The organism is Empedobacter sp. EJD.6dd, from assembly GCF_057369435.1.
Map to the genome: position 1 here is coordinate 2269734 of NZ_CM170667.1, position 19163 is coordinate 2288896.

A 19163-nucleotide genomic window follows, 5' to 3' on the forward strand; every position below is an offset into this window, starting at 1 on the left:
AGGAAAAGCATCGATATGATGCTTTTAAAATATTATTTTTCGAGTTTGTTTATGATTTGTTGATAAACTTCTTCAGGACTTAAATTTTGAAAATAATCATAATTTTCGAAACCTTTTGGATCTTTTCCAAAGATAGATGTAGGTCGACATTTTAATGTTTCATCTTGTATAATATCATCTATTGATTGTCCATAACCCAAAAAACCAGCAAATGGATGCGTTCCGCCCCAAATGGAAATGGTACGTGTTCCCATTAACGAAGCCAAATGCATATTAGCACTATCCATGGAAATCATAGCTTCTAATTTTGAAATTGCTTCTAATTCTTCTTCAAATGACATTGTTCCTGCTAAAGATTTAATAGTCGGATTGAAACTTTCCCATGTTTTTAACTCTTCAGCTTCAGCTTTTCCTCCACCAAATAAATAAATTTTGTAACCATTTTCAGCTAATTTTTTAGCAACGATTTTCATCTTTTCAATTGGATACATTTTACTTGTAAAGGCAGCAAAAGGAGCAATTCCGATAGATTTTGGTTCTTTAGTAGATTTAGGTTCTATTTTATGCTTTAAATTGACGTTAAAACCAAGTTGACGCAAAACATCAGCATAGCGTTCTGTTGTTAGTTTTAATTGCTTAAAAACGCGATTTTCTTGATTTACTAATGCTTTCTTCTCAGATCGACCTTTGTCTAAGGTTGCAGTTTTAGTTCCGTTTAAACGAAATAAAGCTGTAATGATTTTTGATCGAATAACATTGTGAAAATCTGCAACATAATCAAAATGATAGTTTTTTAACTCCTTGTATAATTTGAATAAGCTAAAAAAGCTTTTATAATCTTTATTTAAATCAACTGAAATGAATTTTATTTGCGGAAATTGCTTGAAAATAGTTCCCATAAAAGGACGAGAAGCAACGTATACTTCTACGTTTGGATTCTGTTCTATAAACTCTTTTAAAACAGGAGCTATCATTGTAACATCACCCAAAGCAGAAAAACGTAAAACCAATAATTTTTTACGATTCGTGTTCTCCATTATTTCTATTGTTAATTTCTTTTGCAACCATTTTCATTTGCTTTTCAAACTCCTGTTTTGATGCTTCAAAATATTGATCTGAATTTTCTGCATGTTTAGCAATTTTACGCAATGACTTTCGGTCACTTTTTATAAAAATTTCGCCAATTTTAGATGCTTCTTCATAAGTAAATCCATATTTCAAAAGAATTTGTCTCCCAACATATACCGAAGAGAAAAAGTTTTCTCTATATACTTCGTTCAGGCCGTCTTTTAAATAATTATACGCATAACTACGATTTTTTGCACGAACAATTATTTCAAGATTTGGAAAATTTTTTCGAACAATGTAAACCAATTTCTGATTAATTTCTGGAGGATCTAAAGCTGCCACAAAATATTTAGCATGTTCAGCACCAGCAGATTTCAATAAATTGACATTTGTCGCATCGCCATAAAATACATTAAAACCTTGTTTACGCATTTTCTCAACACGCTCGCTATCATTATCCAAAACAATAGATTTTATTCCAGTACTTTTTAATACACGACTAATGGTATTTCCAAAATCACCAAAACCAGCAATAATAATTTCTCCTTCGGCAGAATGTGGATTAATTTTATCATTTTCGATAATGGTTTTCACTCTAGTTTTTACACCAAAATATTTGAGTATTAATTTTTCGTTCAAGACTAGAAGTAATGGCGTAATCACCATTGTAATTGCAGTTGTAGCAAGCATTAAATCGTACCATTCTTTGTTTAGAATATCAAGATTTCGTGTTAAAGATAAAATTACAAATGCAAATTCTCCAACTTGAGATAGTAGTAAAATAAACAACCATTTTTGATCAAAATCAAATTTGTGTTTAATACCTATAAACCATAAAACCAATGATTTGATAAACATAATTCCAAATGTCAATCCAAGAATCATTAAGGGTTTGTCTCCTATTAATTTGAAATTTATTGTTGATCCAACTGCAATAAAAAATATGCCTAATAAAAGTGATTTAAATGGCTCTATATCGCTTTCTAGTTGGTGTTTATATTCATTATTTGCCAAGACAACACCTGCAATAAAAGCTCCTAAAGCAGGAGAAATTCCAACTTTTTGCATTAAGATAGAAACACCAATGACTAAAAGTAATGCAGAAGCAGTATAAATTTCGCGAACTTGTAATTGTCCGACATATTTAAAATATGGTGTAATGATATATTTTGCAATAACATAAATAAAAGTAATTGCACCAACAATGACTAAAGTTTTCATGAAAGCCGGACCGCCAACTAATAAACTTTTTGAATCGTCTCCAATCGATTGTATCAAGGAATCTCCAACCAAAAGTGGAATTATTGCTAAAATTGGAATAACCATGATATCTTGAAACAACAACACCGAGAAAGTTGATTTTCCAATACTAGTTTTTGTTAATCCTTTTTCACTCAAGGTTTGCATAATTATCGCTGTGGAGGACATTGTTATTGCAAAAGCGAGAGAAACAGCTAACGAAAAATTCATTTTTAGCGCAAACATACCAACTAAAGTTGCAATGATTATAGTTCCTAAAACTTGCATTCCTCCAAGGTTGATGATTTTATTTTTCATCTTCCAGAATTCTTTTGGATCAAGTTCTAAACCAACTAAAAAAAGCATCATGACAACACCAAATTCAGTTGCGTGCATTATATCTGTTCCATCTTTACCAACAAATTCTAAGACGTAAGGTCCAATTAAAACTCCGGCAATTAGGTAGCCTAAAACAGAACCCATTCCTAATTTTTTGGAAATAGGAACACAGATTACGGCAGAAAAAAGAAATATAAATGCTTGGCCTAAAAAGTCGTTCATTATTACTTAGGTTGATTAGTGCTTATTGCTAACTATTATTTTGTTTTGATTGAAATGCAATCGCATAAAATTTGAATTGTTTAATCATTGCCAATAACCCGTTTGCACGTGTTGGTGATAAAAATTCTGATAACCCAATTTCATTAATGAAATCTGTATCCGATTCTAAAATATCTTTTGGAGTTTGATTGTTATACATTCTGACCAATAAAGCAGCAATACCTTTTGGTAAAATTGCATTAGAATCAGCAGTAAATTCAATCGTATCATTATTCATTTTTGCAGCTAACCAAACAGAAGATTGGCAACCTTTGATGATTTTGTCATCTGTTTTTTCTTCTTCTGGTAAAGTTTTTAAGCTTTTTCCTAATTCGATTAAATATTCATAGCGTTGTTCCCAATCTTCAAAAAATGAGAATTCATCTACTATTTCGTTTTGAATTTCTTTAATTTTCATATGACAAAGTTAGAAAGTTTTTGATAGTTTTTCCTCAAAAAAAGACGTTAAATACCTTGATTCTTTTAGAATTCTTATTTTTGTTGTTTGATAAATTTCAATTCCCAAAAAAATGAAGTACACTTTCATTGTTAATCCAAATTCTGGAAACGCAAAACACAGCATTTCAATTGATTTTTTACAATCGAAATTTGATGCTTCAGATGAAATTGTTTTGAAAGAAACGGCTTATCAATTTCATGCAAAAGAATTGGTGCAAGAAGCTATTAATGAAAAATCAGATGTGATTGTTGCTTGTGGAGGAGATGGAACAATAAATGAAGTAGCAAGTGCATTGGTAAATTCAAACATTCCTTTGGGTATTCTACCTGCCGGATCTGGAAATGGATTAGCAACTAATCTTAATATTCCAAAAGATATAAACAAGGCAATCGAGATTATCAAGAAGAATTCTATTCATTCGATAGATGTTGGTAGAGTAGAGGATAACTATTTTTTTAGCAATTTAGGTTTTGGTATTGATGCAGAAGTTATCAAAACGTATGAAGAAAATCAAAAAAGAACTATAACAGGATATGTTGATGCTTCTGTAAAAACGTTGTTGAATTATAAATCTAAATTGTTTCGACTTTATATAGATGATGCGATTATCGAGAAAAGTTTTTATTATCTTTTCTGTTCTAATTCTAATATTGCTGGTTATGGAATCTCTTTTACTCCAAAAGCCGATTTATCTGATGGCGAACTTGATTTGTTAATGATTGAGGACTTAGATGTTTTTGAACAATTTTATTTCTCGGTGTTAGTTTTGGCTAAAAAGATTGATTTGTTAGATAAAGCAAAGTATCGTAAAGTCAAAAAATTCAAAATTGAAGCACTAGATGGTTTACCAATTTCTTATCAACTTGATGGAGAGGTACATCAATCTAATTCACTTCAAGTAAAAGTTAAAGTACTACCAAGTGCGTTAAAAATTATTTATTCATTATAATTTATCATTAATTAACATTTTAATCTATTGTATTATAGTTAATTAAAAGGTTGTTAACTAAGTTATAAACGTTTTGTTTGTAACCAATTTTCTTTTAATTTTTACATAGATGTTTGCAATCGTTGTAACTTTGATAAAACTTTTACAATGAAAACTCCTTATAAAATTTTAGCAATTGATTCTAATCACGAATGTTTGAATAATGGACTTCGTGAAGCTGGATTTATTGTTGATGAAGATTATACTTCATCAAAAGAAATCATTGAACAGAAAATTGACGAGTATGATGGTTTGATTGTAAGGAGTAGATTCCCAATTGATAAAGATTTTTTAGCTAAAGCAACTCATCTAAAGTTTATTGGTAGAGTAGGGGCAGGTTTAGAAAATATTGATGAAGAATTTGCAGCAGAGAACAATATTGTATTATTTAATTCTCCAGAAGGTAATCGCGATTCGGTTGGCGAACATGCAATTGGAATGTTATTGATGTTGATGCATCATTTGCGTAGAGCTGACAATGAAGTACGTCATGGAATTTGGAAACGAGAAGAGAATAGGGGTGATGAATTAAAAGGAAAAACAGTCGGAATTATAGGTTATGGAAATATGGGAAATGCATTTGCTAGACGCCTACAAGGTTTCGATGTTAATGTTATTTGTTATGATATTTTACCTGATAAAGGAAATGAATTTGCAAAACAAGTTTCGTTAACTGATTTTTTTGAACAAGCAGATGTGGTTAGTTTACATACACCTCAAACTCCAGAAACGATGAAAATGGTTAATGCTAATTTTATTTCAAATTTTAAAAAACCATTTTATTTTGTGAATACAGCTCGTGGAAAATCTGTTGTGACAATAGATTTGGTAGATGCTATGAAAGGTGGAAAAGTTTTGGGCGCGGCTTTAGATGTTTTAGAATTCGAAAAATCTAGTTTTGAGAAATTAGTTGCATCAGAATTACCAGCAGAATTTCAGTATTTGATAGAAGCAGATAATGTTGTTCTCGCGCCGCATATTGCAGGTTGGACACATCAGAGTAAAATTAAATTAGCCGAATATATTCGTGATAAAATTATAAATTGGAAGAATAATCAAGATTAATAAAAGGCTTTTTTAAGCCTTTTTTCTTCAATATATCCCAGAAGCACATCCAAAAAAGTATTTTTTGTAATTAACTTCTAAATTATTCTTTCTAAAAATTTCTTCAACTTTTTTACACGATTCAAATTTTTGCGTATAAATCCATAACATTTTATAATCATTAGGATTCCCTAAAAATAGTTTTCCTAGTATTGGAATTACTTTTCCAAGATAAAAAGAATAGATAAAGAATAAGAGGTTGTTTTCAGGTTTTGAAATTTCTATAAATGTAAATTGTCCATCTTTTTTTAGTAATCGAAAGACTTGTTTTGCCAATAAATCAATTTGAGAATCATCAAATGTTTTTAGTCCAAATGCACATGTAATAACATCAAATTGTTCTTTATCTAATTCATTGTTCAAAACATCATCTTGACAAATTTCTATTTTATTATCAAAAACTTTTTTGGCTTTTTTACTTGACTTTTCAACCATTTCTTCTGAAAAATCTAATGCATAGAATTCGGCATTTGGAAATCTTTCTTTGATATAATTCCAATTTTCTCCTAAACCTGAAAGAAGATCAATAACCTTTATGTTAGATTCATTTTGTTCTATTTTTTTTATGAATTGTTTTCTCCAAATGATAGAAAAACCGAACGATGTAATGTAGTTCATTCGTTCATATGACTTCGACATTGTGTTGAAGAGTTTCTTAACAAATAATGGATCATAAATATTTTTCATAGAATTAGATTTAATTAAAAAGGTTCCGAATTTTCGGAACCTTTTTTCATTTTGTAAGTTTTTTGTAAACCTTATACAAAATAACTGCTACTATAATTACAAGAACGATTTGGAGAAGAATCCAAAGTATCACATTAAATGTCGATTCGCCTGAAATTGATAGCATATGTATGTCTCATGTGTTAACTGAATGCTAAAATATAAAATATTTTTAACATTTAATTAATAAAATCAAAAATTATTGGTTTTTCTTTTAATTGGATTAATGATTGATAAACTTATCACATATCAATTTATAAGTTTAGAAAGCATCATAAATTTGTAAAAAAATTAATAACTATGAATTATCAAATATTTAAATCAGATTTAAGAGGAGGAGCTAATCACGGATGGTTAAACACTCGTCATTCATATAGTTTTGCTAATTATTACGATCCTGCTCGTATTCATTTCGGTGCATTACGTGTTGTAAACGATGATATTATCACTGGTGGAATGGGATTTGGAAAACATCCTCACGATAATATGGAGATTATTACGATTCCAACTAAAGGAGGTATTTCTCATCAAGATTCTATGGGAACAGGTTCTATAATTGAGTCTGGAGATGTACAAGTAATGAGTGCTGGAACTGGTGTTTTTCATAGCGAAATGAATGCATATGAAAATCAAGAGGGTCATTTTTTTCAAATTTGGATTATCCCAAATAAAATGAATGTTGAACCTCGTTATCAACAAATATCTGTTCGCGATGTTGCTAAAGAAAATGATTTGTATCAAGTTCTTTCGCCTAATGCAGATGATCAAGGTGTTTGGATACATCAAGATGCTTGGATCTTTTTAGGAAATTATACAGAAGATAAAGTAGAGACTTACACTGTACAAAAAGAAGGAAATGGAGTTTTCTTTATGGTTGTAGAAGGTGAAGTTGAATTTGACGGAAATAAATTGGAAAGAAGAGATGTAGTTGAGATAAAAGATACAAACGATTTTTCGTTTAATGTATCTAAAGGTTCTCGATTAATGTTGATAGAAGTTCCAATGGAAATCTAATCAATTTTCATGTTTTAGTTGTTTTATATACAAGGCAGATTCCGTTTCTGAATTCTGCCTTTTTTTGTGCAAAAAAATATCCTTTTCAATACAAGTATTTAGTATATTTACTGCTGATAAAACTTTAACTTAAAACGTATTAATCTATACTATATGAAACGTTTATTGATCATTGCTTCTTTCGCTTTAATGATTATCAGCTGTAAAAATGATAACATCGAAATTGATTCTTCTTCTGCACAAACTTTTAGTGAAACTGTAGATAAAATTTCTAAAGCTTTGCCTGTTATGCAACAAGATAAATTTAAGGAAGCTTTGCAAATTATTTTCGAGTATAATACAAGTTCAACAATGGATAATGAAGCTCGTTGGGGAATAGTTCGTACGTTATTGGATGGTAAAACGGTTGATGAAGTTTTTGATATTGCTGAGAAAGTTGCGCTTCAAAATAAGTTTACATGGAATAGAAATCAAGTTCCTTTAGTGAATGGAATTCCTAAACCAGGAGCAACAGAAGTTGTAGAAACTCCTACAGAAGCAACATCTAATGTTCAACGTTTTGATTTTAGTGTAAAACAAGATGATTCAGGAATTTCAATTTCTCCATTTTTTTATAATGCCCAAGGAGAAGAAATTCAGCTGGATCAAGCTGTAACAGCAACAATAGAAGTTTTTAATTCAGGAAATATTGTTTATACATTTCGTTCAGCAATCGATCCAAATTCTATGGATGATTTGTATAGAAAGAATGCGATTAACATCAAATATTCTTCGTTAGATGCATCTAAAATTAAGAATGATCGTTTGGATATCTTGGTTCGCATTCCTAATTCTGAACGTTATTTAACAAACCGTAAAGCTGTAAAAATTCCGTTGAATTTAGTTGGAGTGTCAGAAGTTGTAGATTCAGCTGTTGTTGAAAATACACCTGCTCATGTAAGTAAAGAGGCTGGAATGGTAAAATCTTTATCGAATCGTTTTATGACGAATTTATCGAAGAAAAACTATTCAGGAGCTTTTGCATTAACAAGAAGTGGAGAGTGGAATACGTTTCAAAAGTTTTCTTCTGATGATGTCATTAAGAATTTAGAACAAGCAACAATTAATGATGCTAAAGTTTTAGATGCAGACGAAAAAGTGGCTTTGGTTGAAGTACAAGCAAACTTAAAAGATCAATCTTCTAAAACGTATCAAGTTACTTTAGAAAAAATTAATAATAAATGGTTTGTTGTTAATTTTAAATAATTTCAAAACCAACTTTAATAAAAAAACGCGTTCAATTTTGAACGCGTTTCTTGTTTTATATTGAAATGAATTATTGACCCGCTTCTTTAGCAGCGTCAGCTTTCATTTTAGCATTAGCAGTAATTGCAATCTCTACACGACGGTTTTGAGCACGTCCTTCTGCAGTAGAATTATCAGCAATCGGTTCTTCTAGTCCTTTTCCTTGAGATGTTAAACGAGAAGATGATATTCCTTTGCTAACTAAATAATCTTTTACAGATTGTGCACGTTTTTGAGATAAAGGTAAATTATATCCTTGTGAACCTACATTATCTGTGTGCCCAACAATTAATAAATCTGTATCTGGGTATTCATTAAAAACTTCTACTAATTTATATAAGTTTGTTTTAGCAACAGCCGTTAAAGAAGCTTTATTATATTCAAATGTAACTCTTGAATTTTCATCTAAAATAAGGTTAATTCCTTCTTCAGTTCTTACAACTTCAGCACCTGGTAAAACTTGCTCAATTTTTTGTGCTTGTTTATCCATTTTGTTACCAATAACTCCACCGGCAGCACCACCTACAGCAGCACCAATTACAGCACCTAAAGCTGTATTACCACCTTTACCAATGTTATTTCCTAAGATACCACCAATAACACCTCCAGCTACAGCACCAATACCAGCACCTTTTTGAGTATTATTTGCATTTTGTACAGCAGTACAAGAAGACATAATGAATGAACCTCCTAATACAATTGCAACTATTTTAGTATTTATTTTTTTCATAATTTCTAAGTTTTTTAAATTGTTGATTAACGTTGGAAGTTATAAATTACTTGAGCAATTTTTCCGTTTGCGTTGATATCTTGTACCAATTTCATAGAGTTTGCATCAACATAATCTACACGCATTTTATATCCAGCAGTATTTTGTTTCGCTTTGATTCCTGTTACATCTTTAAAAATAAAATAAGTAGTTGAACCATCTTGTTCTAAATTCCATATAATATTTGCTGTTCCAGAAGGACAGTCGCCACCAGCATTATTAAAGGTGTACGTTCCTTTCTTATTATTTTGAACTAAGTTCCAAGTAGAACCTTCGTAACATTCTGGATTTGCTGTGTCAAAAACTCTAGAAACAGCATCTGTAACTTTTACATTACCTTGGACCTCATTAGTTGTTAAACCTTGATAGTCTACATTTGTTAAAGTCCATGCTCCTCTAACTTCTTTTCCAGTTTGTATTTCTTGTTTTGCAACAGTTGTAGAAGCACAAGAAGATAAAAATGCAGAAGCGCATATCCCAAATAATAAAATACTTTTTTTCATAGCTATTTATTTTATTTATGATTATAGTCCCAAAAATGGCTCTTATAAATTAGTTTTAATTAATTTATTTTAAAAATAGGTTATAATCCTTGTTAAGGTGATTGAAATGCGTTTAAATAAGCTTATTTTAGTTTTTAGCTTTTATAACATAGATTAAAGAAGAATATTCTCCTGTTTTCTTTGCCTTCGCATTTGATTTTAAACCAACTTTTATTGCATTTATAAATCCTAATTTATTTCCTTTATATTTTTCAGAAAGAAGGCTCACATAAAATGAATCTAATTTCATCGGATGAGTAGATTCAATTTTCATACCAAAGTTGTTAAAAAGCTTATTCATGCTACTTGCAGAAAAATGCCATAAGTGTCTTGGAACATCATAAGCGGCCCAATATTTTCCGTAATATTCTGCATCATAAGATTTGTGATTTGGAACAGCTATAATTAATCGACCATTTTCGGTTAAATGATTTTTTAATTGCTCAATAATTTCATTCAAGTTTGGGATATGTTCTAAGACATGCCATAGCGTAATGATATCAAATTTTTGATTATTTTGTTCTAACTCTGTAGAAGTGACTTTTTCGATACCAATTTTTGATTGCGCAATTCTACGTGCCGAATCATTTGGTTCCATTCCCAAAACATCATAACCATTTTTTTGTAGATGTTCTAAAAAATCTCCTACGCCGCAACCATAATCTAAAATCTTTTTACCGGTAGAAACTTTATTCATCAATTCTAATTTGTTATTTAAATTGATGGATTTTGCCATTTGGTAAAAACGTTCAAAGATTGATTTCTTACCATCGGTATGCGAAATGTAATTTTTACTTTCGTAATATTTACCCAAATTTTCGATAGGCTGGGGGAGTGTGTATAAAACACCCGTTTTAGAATCTTCAAATAACTCGAAGTTTTCTCCAGTTAAAAAATAATCTTTTAAATCTAATTTCTTAATACCAGAAAATCCTTCTTTTGAAGGATTTTCTTGAGATGTTTCACGTGAAACATTTTCCATATTATCTTCCCATGTAAATTAATAATACACTTATATCTGCTGGTGATACACCACTAATTCTTGATGCTTGTGCTACCGTTGCAGGTTTTATTTTTGTTAATTTTTGACGAGCTTCTATTGACATCGAACCAAAAACATGATAATCTATATCTGCTGGAATTTTTAGATTTTCCAAACGATGCAATTTATCTGCATTCTGTTGTTCTTTTTTGATGTACCCTTTATATTTAATCTGAATTTCTGTCTGTTCTAATTCTTCTTGATCGTATTCATTAGTCTCAATAAATTCTTTTACACGATCTAATTTCGTAAAATCAGATAACTTTAATTCTGGACGAGAAATAACAGAAATCATTTTATTTGGTTGCTTCAAAGGAGTTCCATCACGCTCTTCAATTACGTCATTTATCTCTTGAGGTTTGATTGAATGTTCTTCGAAATAATTGACCAATTTCTCAGCTTTATCAAATTTTTCTTCCATTCTTTTCAAACGATCTTCAGAAGCTAAACCAATATCAAAAGCTTTTCTTGTCAAACGTTCGTCCGCATTATCTTGTCTTAATAAAATACGATATTCTGCACGAGAAGTAAACATACGATATGGTTCTTCTGTTCCTTTTGTAATCAAATCATCGATTAAAACACCAATATACGCTTCGTTACGATTTAAGATAAATGGATCTTTCTCTTGAATTTTTAATACAGCATTTATACCAGCCATTAATCCTTGAGAAGCTGCCTCTTCATAACCTGTTGTTCCGTTAATTTGACCAGCACAATATAAGTTGTCAATTAACTTTGTTTCTAATGTATGTTTTAATTGTGTTGGTGGAAAATAATCGTATTCGATGGCATAACCAGGACGCAAAATTTTAGCATATTCAAATCCAGGAACGGAGCGTAAAGCTCTTGCTTGAATATCATCTGGCAAAGATGTTGAGAATCCATTTATATAAAATTCCATTGTTTCCCAACCTTCAGGTTCAGCGAAAATTTGGTGACGATCTTTGTCCGCAAAACGATTAATTTTATCTTCAATCGAAGGACAATATCTTGGTCCAGTCGATTTAATGGTTCCATTAAACATTGGAGAACGATCAAAACCTTCTCTTAATAAATCGTGCACTTCTTGGTTAGTATAAGTAATCCAACAAGAACGTTGTTTCGTTAATTTCGGAGTGTTTGTGTACGAGAATTTAGATGGATTTTCATCACCTGGTTGTTCAACCATTTTTGAATAATCGATTGAACGACCATCAACACGTGGAGGAGTTCCTGTTTTCATTCGTCCAGCTTCAAAACCTAAATCAACTAATTGCTCAGTAATTCCGAATGCTGCAGATTCTCCCATTCGTCCACCTCCAAATTGTTTTTCTCCAATATGGATTAAACCATTTAAGAAAGTACCATTTGTCAAGACAACAGCTTTTGAACGAATTTTCATTCCCATCGCTGTAATAACTCCACACACTTTACCATTCTCTATGATTAAGTTTTTGACCATGTCTTGGAAGAAATCAACATTCTCAGTTCTTTCTAATGACAAACGCCATTCTTCTGCGAAACGCATACGATCTGATTGAGCACGTGGCGACCACATTGCAGGACCTTTAGATTGATTCAACATTTTAAATTGAATCATTGTTTTATCAGTAATGATACCAGAGTATCCACCTAAAGCATCAATTTCACGAACAATTTGTCCTTTTGCAATTCCACCCATAGCTGGATTACAAGACATTTGTCCTATTGTTTGTAAGTTCATTGTAACAAGAAGCGTTTTAGCTCCTAAATTGGCTGCTGCTGCTGTTGCTTCTGCGCCAGCGTGACCACCTCCAACTACAATTACATCATATTCTGATTGAAATATCATTTGATTTGTAAACTTATTTTTCTTGTTAAAATAATAAATGTTCCACGTGGAACATTATGAATTTAGATAGCGACTAAATGTTTCTAAATATTGATTTTCTTTCGCAGTCATCATTTCTTTTTCTTCTGGTTCTTTGTCCATATAACCAGCAAAATGTAATATTCCGTGAATAATTACACGAGCCAATTCGTTATCAAAAGAAACTCCATTTTGCTCTGCATTATCCTTTATTCTTTCGATACTAATAAAAATATCTCCCATCAATTCATCTTCAATAGAATTATCGAAACCGATAACATCTGTGTAATAATCGTGGTCTAAATATTGTCGATTAATTTGAAGTAAGTATTCATCATCGCAGAAAATATAGTTTAAATCTTCTATTGTTTTCCCTTCATTCTTCATACTCTCTACGATCCAATCTATCCAAGTTTGAGCATCTTTTAACTCAAAATCTGTTTCGTAAAATAATTCTATCATAGTTCTAAAACCAGTAACCTAAACTTAAATTAAATAATCCTTTTTTTGTGTAAGGCGAATAACTCCAAATAAAATTTAAAGGACCTAATGGACTATCGTAGCCATAGGTAACGCCATACCCAAGATATTTGTAATCTGTTAAACTTAATTGCTCAAATCTATCAGTGATATTTGCAATATTCATAAATAGACTTGCGTAATGATTTTTCAAAATCCGAGCTTGAATGTGGGAACCAAATAACAATTGATTGTCGCCAATCGCAGAGCCAAAAGGAAGCCCATAAAACTTTGTATAATTGAAAAAATCTTGTTCAACATAACCTCCGATATAAAACTTCTGAGGCATTGTTACATTATCGTTGAAAAAGGTTCCAAAGTTAGCAGTAAATCTGTAACTTAGGAAATTATTTAACGGAAAATTTGCCTCTAAACTTGATTCTAATAAATAGTTATTTTCAAACCCAGTGACATTAGAATCAAATAAATACTTAAAACTTCCATCAAATTTTAAACCACTTCGTGCAAAATTCGCATTGTTTCGGTTATCTGCTTTGATATAACCATACGCTTTCCAATAATAACCTTCCGATTTTGCTGGAAAATCTTCGTTAGACGCAATAAAGTTGTTGGTGAATACTTTTGCATATTGATGTTCTAATCCAATTCCTATCGCAAACTTTTCTTTAATTGTTGATTGGATATATAATTGATTGATATATTCTCTAAAATTATAATTTACTTTTTTGTAAATATTATCCTGTCCAAAGAAGTATCGAAGATCGATTTCTTTATCAAAATAGTGTGAAAAAGAGTTGAATCCAATGCTTGGTAAATACCCATTGTCAATGAAAAAATTGATGTTATAACGCGCATAATCTCCAACAACAACATCTGCTGAAAAAACAGAGTTTTTAACAAATAAATTTTTAGAAGTTAAATTCAAAAGTAGTCCTGTTTTGAATAAATCGTCATAATGTAATCCAAAACGGATTGATTGTTTGGTTTTATTTTCTTGAACTTTTAACGTTAATAAATTTTCTTCGTCAGCAATTTCTGAAATTTTATAGGTGATATTATTAAAGTTTCCAGAAGCATATAATTTCGAAATTCCATATTTTAAATCATCGTACTTAATAATTTCTGGCGTACGAATCCCTAACTTACCTTCGATGTAATTTTTATTGAAATTCTTCAAGCCTTCCACTTCAATTTCTTTTACCAAAACATAATCATCGAGTTTAATTTCGTTTCGAGTTTTGTTCGAAGCATGCTGTTTTTTTGCAATTTCTTTTAGTTGATCATACACTTTTTCAGAAGCAACTAAACCACGATTATAAATAGAATCTACTTCATCAAAACTTGTTACAGCATATTCTTTTAGCTCGGGTTTGATTAATAGATCCACTAATTTCTTTTGCTCATCCGTTTTTTTGACGATACTCATTGTCATAATCTGACTTAAAATATCAATCGCAGAATTAAGGTCATCACGTTTTTGTAATCCATCACCTAATTCGACTCCGATAATTATATCAGCACCCATATCTTTAACTTCTTTAACAGGAAAGTTATTTACAACACCACCATCTACATATATTTTTCCATCAATAGTAACAGGATCTAACATGGTTGGATAAGCTCCAGATGCTAGAATAACACGTGGTAAAAAACCTGAACGAAACACTTTTTCTTCACCAGTTTCGAGATCTGTTCCAATACAAACAAATGGTGTAGGAAGCTTATTAAAATCATCAATGTTATGAACAGGTCGTAATAGATAAGTTAATAAATCAAGAGGACCTTGACCTTTAGAAATAGCATTTGGAATGGTTAATTTAAACTTGTCAAAAGGTAATTCTAAGATGTATTTTTCCTTGTAAGCTTTATCGAAAAAAGGAATTTCTGCTCGATCTTTATTCTGTGTTATTAAAGAAGAAATATCCAATTGATGCATGATTTTTTCGAGCTCATCAGGCGTATATCCAGCAGCATATAATCCTCCAATAATTGCGCCCATACTAGTTCCTCCTATATAATCAATTTTGATACCTGCTTCTTCTATTTTTTTTAGCGCACCAACATGTGCATAACCTTTCGCTCCTCCGCCACTCAATACAACACCAACTTTTAGTCGTGTAGAATCTTGTTTACTTTCTTGAGCAAAAGAGAGAGAAGATATGAGTATTACGAAAGCGAAAAATCTACGCATAAATTTGTTTGAATTGTGGAATAAAGATAAGGAAATTTTATGCGATTGGATTTTTATATTTTTCAATAAATAATGATTAAATTTATAAATATCAACTCACTATTAAATGAAAAAATTATCAATCTTCATAAGCTTCTTTTGTCTAATTTCTTGTTTGAAAAAAGGGAATGATAAAGAACAAAATATTATCAAATCTATAGCTGATATTAATTTTGATAAAGGTGTAACTCCAAAATTTACAGCTCATACAATTAATAAAGGATTGTTTAATTCTAAAGATTTGAAAGGTAAAAATGTAGTTTTAGTAGTTAATAGAGTGGATCAAGAAGGACATATGGCTGAAGATTTTAATGCTTTAGTGAAAAAATTTAAAGATAAAAATGTTGATTTTATCTTAATTATTGATGGTGATTTAGAATCTGAAAATAAGATTGAAAATATAATTAATCTCTATGATTCAACTACAATTTTTATTGATAATAGGAAAGTAGAGTTTAGTAATAATCCACAAGTTAATCATACTATTTATTGTTGGCCAGCTAAAATTTTGATGGACAAAGAAGGTAAAGTAATTTATTCTTCATGTGGAGGATATGGTTTTTCAGATGAATATGAATACAAATTGGATAGTTTAGTTAATCATAAATGATAAAAAAAGAGCTACTTTTCAGTAACTCTTTCTATGTATTATTCTTTATAATATACTCGTTTTATCCGTTGCGAAACAGATGTCAGTACTTCGTAAGGTATTGTATCTAACCATTCGGTTACATCTGCAATTGTTGGTAAGTCCCCAAAAATGGTCACTTCATCACCTTCTTTACACGGAATATCCGTTACATCAACCATCATCATGTCCATACAAACAGAACCTACAATAGTAGCTAATTGCCCATTAACACCAACTTTTCCTTTTCCTTTTCCAAGTGAGCGGCGAATTCCATCAGCATAACCAACAGGTAAAGTTGCAACTTTTGTATGGCGTTCAGCTGTAAAACGACGTCCGTAACTTACCGTTTCACCTTTTTCTATTTCTGATATTTGAGAAATTACGGTTTTAAATCGAACAACTGGTTTCAAATATTTTTCCATGAAATCGGTATATTCCGAATAGCCGTACATACCAATTCCTAAACGAACCATATCGTATTGATGTTCACCATATGCCACAATTCCAGGAGAATTTAATGCATGTTTAATTGGTTTTATATCTAATGCTGTTGTAATCGCTTCATAACTGTTGTCAAAACGATGCAATTGATATTTCGCATATTCTTGTTCTTCTGGCATATCAGCAGTTGCCAAATGCGTGAAAATTGATCGAACATAAACATGAGAATTATTTTTTAGAATCGCAATTAATTCTTCGAAATCATCTTCATGAAAACCAAGACGATTCATTCCAGTTTCCATTTTTAGGTGAATTGGATAAGGTGAAGAAATTTGTTTTTCTTGTAATTTCTGAATGAATAATTTTAAAACACGTAAACTATAAATTTCTGGTTCCAATTGATAATCGATCACAGTAGAATAACTACTTTGTTCAGGATTCATCACAATAATTGGAACTGTAATTCCAGCCTCGCGCAATTCTTTTCCTTCGTCAGCTATTGCGACACCAAGAAAATCAACACCATTATTTTGTAAGGTATTTGCGACTTCAAAACTTCCAGTTCCATAGCTATTTGCTTTTACCATACACATCAATTTTGTGGTAGGTTTTAGCAACGAGCGGTAGACATTTATATTTTCGATAAGATGTTGCAAATTAATTTCAAGAACAGAATCGTTGGAACGTGTTTCCAATTCATTCGAAATTTTTTCTAATTTGAACGGACGAGCACCTTTTAATAAAATTGCTTCGTTATCGACATGTTGATGTTTGAATTGTTCTAAAAATTCTTCAGTCGAACTGAACGAACGAACGTATGATTGAAATAAATTTTTGAAGTTCGAAATTTTTTCACCGATCAAAACAATTTCATCAAAATGATAAGGATTCACCAAATCGGCTGCTTGTTGATATAAATCTTCGTCAGCTAAGTTACTTTGTAAAATATCAGTCAAAACCAGCGATTTTTTATCTCGAGGTTGTTGATTTAGAACATTAAGACCAATTTTTAACGAATTTAGATCAGAATTGAATGTATCATTAATTAAGATAGAATGATTAATCGCTTCCTTTATTTCCAAACGCATTTCAATTGGTAAAAGCTGATAAAATTCGTTTTTAAATCCCTTGTAATCAATATTCAAACTGATTAATATCGTTAAACAGATCAGACTATTTTTTATAGATGCATCATCAATGAAAGGAATCGAATACGTGAATTCTTCTTGATTATGTAAAATAGAAATTTGTGTATTGGTCTGATTACTTATGATTTGCTTGATTTTTACAGTGGCAGAATCTGAATAACCATACGTGTATTTATCTATTTTTTCTAAATGTTGGTTTTTAAGAATTGCTTGATGAACTTTTTCATTCTCGATATTGAAAACTAATTTTTCTACATTCGAAAATAATTTTAGTTTCTCTTCAATCAATTCATCTTGATTTTTGAAATTTTCTAAATGTGCTTCTCCGATTTTTGTTAACACACCAATTGTTGGTTGAATAATTTCTTCGAGATTTTGCATTTCATTTGGCATAGAAATTCCAGCCTCAAAAATTCCTAAATCATTTTTCTCTTCCATTTGTAAAACAGAAAGCGCAGCTCCAAATTGAGAATTGTAACTTTTTGGGCTACGAACAATCGAGAATTTTTTCCATAACAATTGATTCAACCATTCTTTCACAATTGTTTTTCCATTAGATCCAGTAATTCCAATTACGGGATAATGAAATTTCTTGCGATGGATTTTTGCCCAATTTTGTAAAGCAAACAGAGGATTCTCGACTTCGATAAAATTTGCATTTGGCAAATTAGTTAAAGCTTTTTCGACCACAAAATTTCGAATTCCTCTTTGATATGCATCTTGTAAATATAAATGCCCATCTTTTTGATTGCCGTGAAAAGCAAAAAAAATTCCGTGAGTTGGATTGACAATCATTCTCGAATCAAAAAAAATTTGATTGATGATTTCTTCTCCATTTCCAATCAAAGTACCATTGATGATACTCGAAACCTGATTTAGATTATAAGTTTTCAACTTTTTGTTTGTTTTGTTCTTCCCAAAAAGCAACTCGGCTTAATGGTTCGTATTCTGAAGTTTCGCCTAATTCGACAAGACGATCACTGTCAATTTTTCTGTGCGAATAATTTGCCAAATTTCCTGTGCGTACACAAATAGCATGAACTTTTGTAATGTATTCAGCAGTAGCCAAAAGATTAGGCATTGGTCCAAAAGGTCGACCTTTGAAATCCATATCTAAACCTGCAACAATTACACGTTTTCCTTCGTTCGCCAATTGATTGGCAACATCTACAATACCTTCATCAAAAAATTGCGCTTCATCAATTCCTACGACATCACAATCATCTGCCAATAATAAAATCGCAGAAGAATATTCGACAGGAGTTGACGTAATAGAGTTCTGATTGTGCGAAACGACTTCGCGATCTGCATAACGCGTATCAATAGTTGGTTTGAAGATTTCGACACGTTGCTTAGCAAATTCAGCACGTTTTAGGCGGCGTATAAGTTCTTCGGTTTTACCAGAAAACATTGAACCACAGATGACTTCTATCCATCCACTTTTTTTATTATGATTAAAGGTGTTTTCGAGGAACATAGTTTAAATAATTTAGATTAAAAATGTGAGAACAAATTTAAGGAATAAATTAGATGAGAAAAGTAAAAAAAATATAAAGATGTTTTTAT

General features: G+C 30.9%; 17 protein-coding genes. 5 read left to right on the forward strand and 12 right to left on the reverse strand.

The window, feature by feature from the left end:
- Window positions 1-32 precede the first annotated feature (32 nt).
- From AC2I98_RS10745 to AC2I98_RS10755, 3 genes are read right to left on the reverse strand one after another with little or no spacing between them, the layout of a single operon-like run.
- Window positions 33-1037 carry a glycosyltransferase family 9 protein gene (locus AC2I98_RS10745; RefSeq protein WP_486411679.1) on the reverse strand — a complete coding sequence of 335 codons (1005 nt, stop codon included), beginning with the start codon at window positions 1035-1037 and terminating at the stop codon, window positions 33-35.
- Complete coding sequence (locus AC2I98_RS10750; RefSeq protein WP_486411680.1) at window positions 1018-2868, reverse strand: monovalent cation:proton antiporter-2 (CPA2) family protein; 1851 nt, start codon at window positions 2866-2868, stop codon at window positions 1018-1020. The genes AC2I98_RS10745 and AC2I98_RS10750 overlap by 20 nt, the downstream gene beginning before the upstream one ends.
- Window positions 2869-2896: 28 nt before the next feature.
- Window positions 2897-3325: a SufE family protein gene (locus tag AC2I98_RS10755; protein ID WP_486411681.1), complete on the reverse strand. Its 429-nt coding sequence runs from the start codon at window positions 3323-3325 to the stop codon at window positions 2897-2899.
- Window positions 3326-3437: 112 nt separating this feature from the next.
- On the opposite strand from AC2I98_RS10755, the gene AC2I98_RS10760 reads away from it, so the two are divergent.
- Window positions 3438-4316, forward strand: coding sequence for a diacylglycerol/lipid kinase family protein (locus tag AC2I98_RS10760; RefSeq protein WP_486411682.1), 879 nt, complete (start codon window positions 3438-3440; stop codon window positions 4314-4316).
- Between the two features lie 147 nt (window positions 4317-4463).
- Entirely contained in the window at window positions 4464-5420 is a 957-nt protein-coding gene (locus AC2I98_RS10765; protein WP_486411683.1) for a 2-hydroxyacid dehydrogenase, read from the forward strand.
- 27 nt (window positions 5421-5447) lie between these two features.
- On the opposite strand, the gene AC2I98_RS10770 is transcribed toward AC2I98_RS10765, so the two are convergent.
- Window positions 5448-6146, reverse strand: coding sequence for a class I SAM-dependent methyltransferase (locus AC2I98_RS10770; protein WP_486411684.1), 699 nt, complete (start codon window positions 6144-6146; stop codon window positions 5448-5450).
- Window positions 6147-6485: 339 nt separating this feature from the next.
- On the opposite strand from AC2I98_RS10770, the gene AC2I98_RS10775 reads away from it, so the two are divergent.
- Window positions 6486-7199: a pirin family protein gene (locus tag AC2I98_RS10775; RefSeq protein WP_486411685.1), complete on the forward strand. Its 714-nt coding sequence runs from the start codon at window positions 6486-6488 to the stop codon at window positions 7197-7199.
- Between the two features lie 153 nt (window positions 7200-7352).
- Window positions 7353-8444, forward strand: coding sequence for a hypothetical protein (locus tag AC2I98_RS10780; protein WP_486411686.1), 1092 nt, complete (start codon window positions 7353-7355; stop codon window positions 8442-8444).
- 70 nt (window positions 8445-8514) lie between these two features.
- Here AC2I98_RS10780 and AC2I98_RS10785 read toward each other — a convergent pair whose 3' ends face one another.
- The 6 genes from AC2I98_RS10785 to AC2I98_RS10810 form a co-directional block, all read right to left on the reverse strand.
- Window positions 8515-9213, reverse strand: a complete 699-nt coding sequence (locus AC2I98_RS10785; RefSeq protein ID WP_486411687.1) for a YiaD family glycine zipper/OmpA-like lipoprotein — start codon at window positions 9211-9213, stop codon at window positions 8515-8517.
- A gap of 26 nt (window positions 9214-9239) precedes the next feature.
- Window positions 9240-9755, reverse strand: a complete 516-nt coding sequence (locus AC2I98_RS10790) for a hypothetical protein (protein WP_486411688.1) — start codon at window positions 9753-9755, stop codon at window positions 9240-9242.
- 127 nt (window positions 9756-9882) lie between these two features.
- Complete coding sequence (locus AC2I98_RS10795) at window positions 9883-10776, reverse strand: class I SAM-dependent methyltransferase (RefSeq protein ID WP_486411689.1); 894 nt, start codon at window positions 10774-10776, stop codon at window positions 9883-9885.
- Window position 10777: 1 nt separating this feature from the next.
- Window positions 10778-12649 (reverse strand): tRNA uridine-5-carboxymethylaminomethyl(34) synthesis enzyme MnmG, encoded by a 1872-nt coding sequence (gene mnmG, locus AC2I98_RS10800; protein WP_486411690.1) that lies wholly within the window; start codon window positions 12647-12649, stop codon window positions 10778-10780.
- 54 nt (window positions 12650-12703) lie between these two features.
- Window positions 12704-13129, reverse strand: coding sequence for an rRNA maturation RNase YbeY (gene ybeY / locus AC2I98_RS10805; protein ID WP_486411691.1), 426 nt, complete (start codon window positions 13127-13129; stop codon window positions 12704-12706).
- A 4-nt stretch (window positions 13130-13133) separates the two neighbouring features.
- Window positions 13134-15338, reverse strand: coding sequence for a patatin-like phospholipase family protein (locus tag AC2I98_RS10810; RefSeq protein WP_486411692.1), 2205 nt, complete (start codon window positions 15336-15338; stop codon window positions 13134-13136).
- A gap of 106 nt (window positions 15339-15444) precedes the next feature.
- Here AC2I98_RS10810 and AC2I98_RS10815 point away from each other — a divergent pair, with 106 nt between their 5' ends.
- On the forward strand, window positions 15445-15987 hold the full coding sequence (locus AC2I98_RS10815) for a peroxiredoxin family protein (RefSeq protein WP_486411693.1): 543 nt from the start codon (window positions 15445-15447) through the stop codon (window positions 15985-15987).
- A gap of 38 nt (window positions 15988-16025) precedes the next feature.
- Here AC2I98_RS10815 and AC2I98_RS10820 read toward each other — a convergent pair whose 3' ends face one another.
- Both AC2I98_RS10820 and AC2I98_RS10825 read right to left on the reverse strand, forming a co-directional pair.
- Window positions 16026-18491, reverse strand: a complete 2466-nt coding sequence (locus AC2I98_RS10820) for a bifunctional UDP-N-acetylmuramoyl-tripeptide:D-alanyl-D-alanine ligase/alanine racemase (protein ID WP_486411694.1) — start codon at window positions 18489-18491, stop codon at window positions 16026-16028.
- Window positions 18478-19074, reverse strand: coding sequence for a thymidine kinase (locus AC2I98_RS10825; RefSeq protein ID WP_486411695.1), 597 nt, complete (start codon window positions 19072-19074; stop codon window positions 18478-18480). The genes AC2I98_RS10820 and AC2I98_RS10825 overlap by 14 nt, the downstream gene beginning before the upstream one ends.
- Between the last annotated feature and the right edge of the window lie 89 nt (window positions 19075-19163).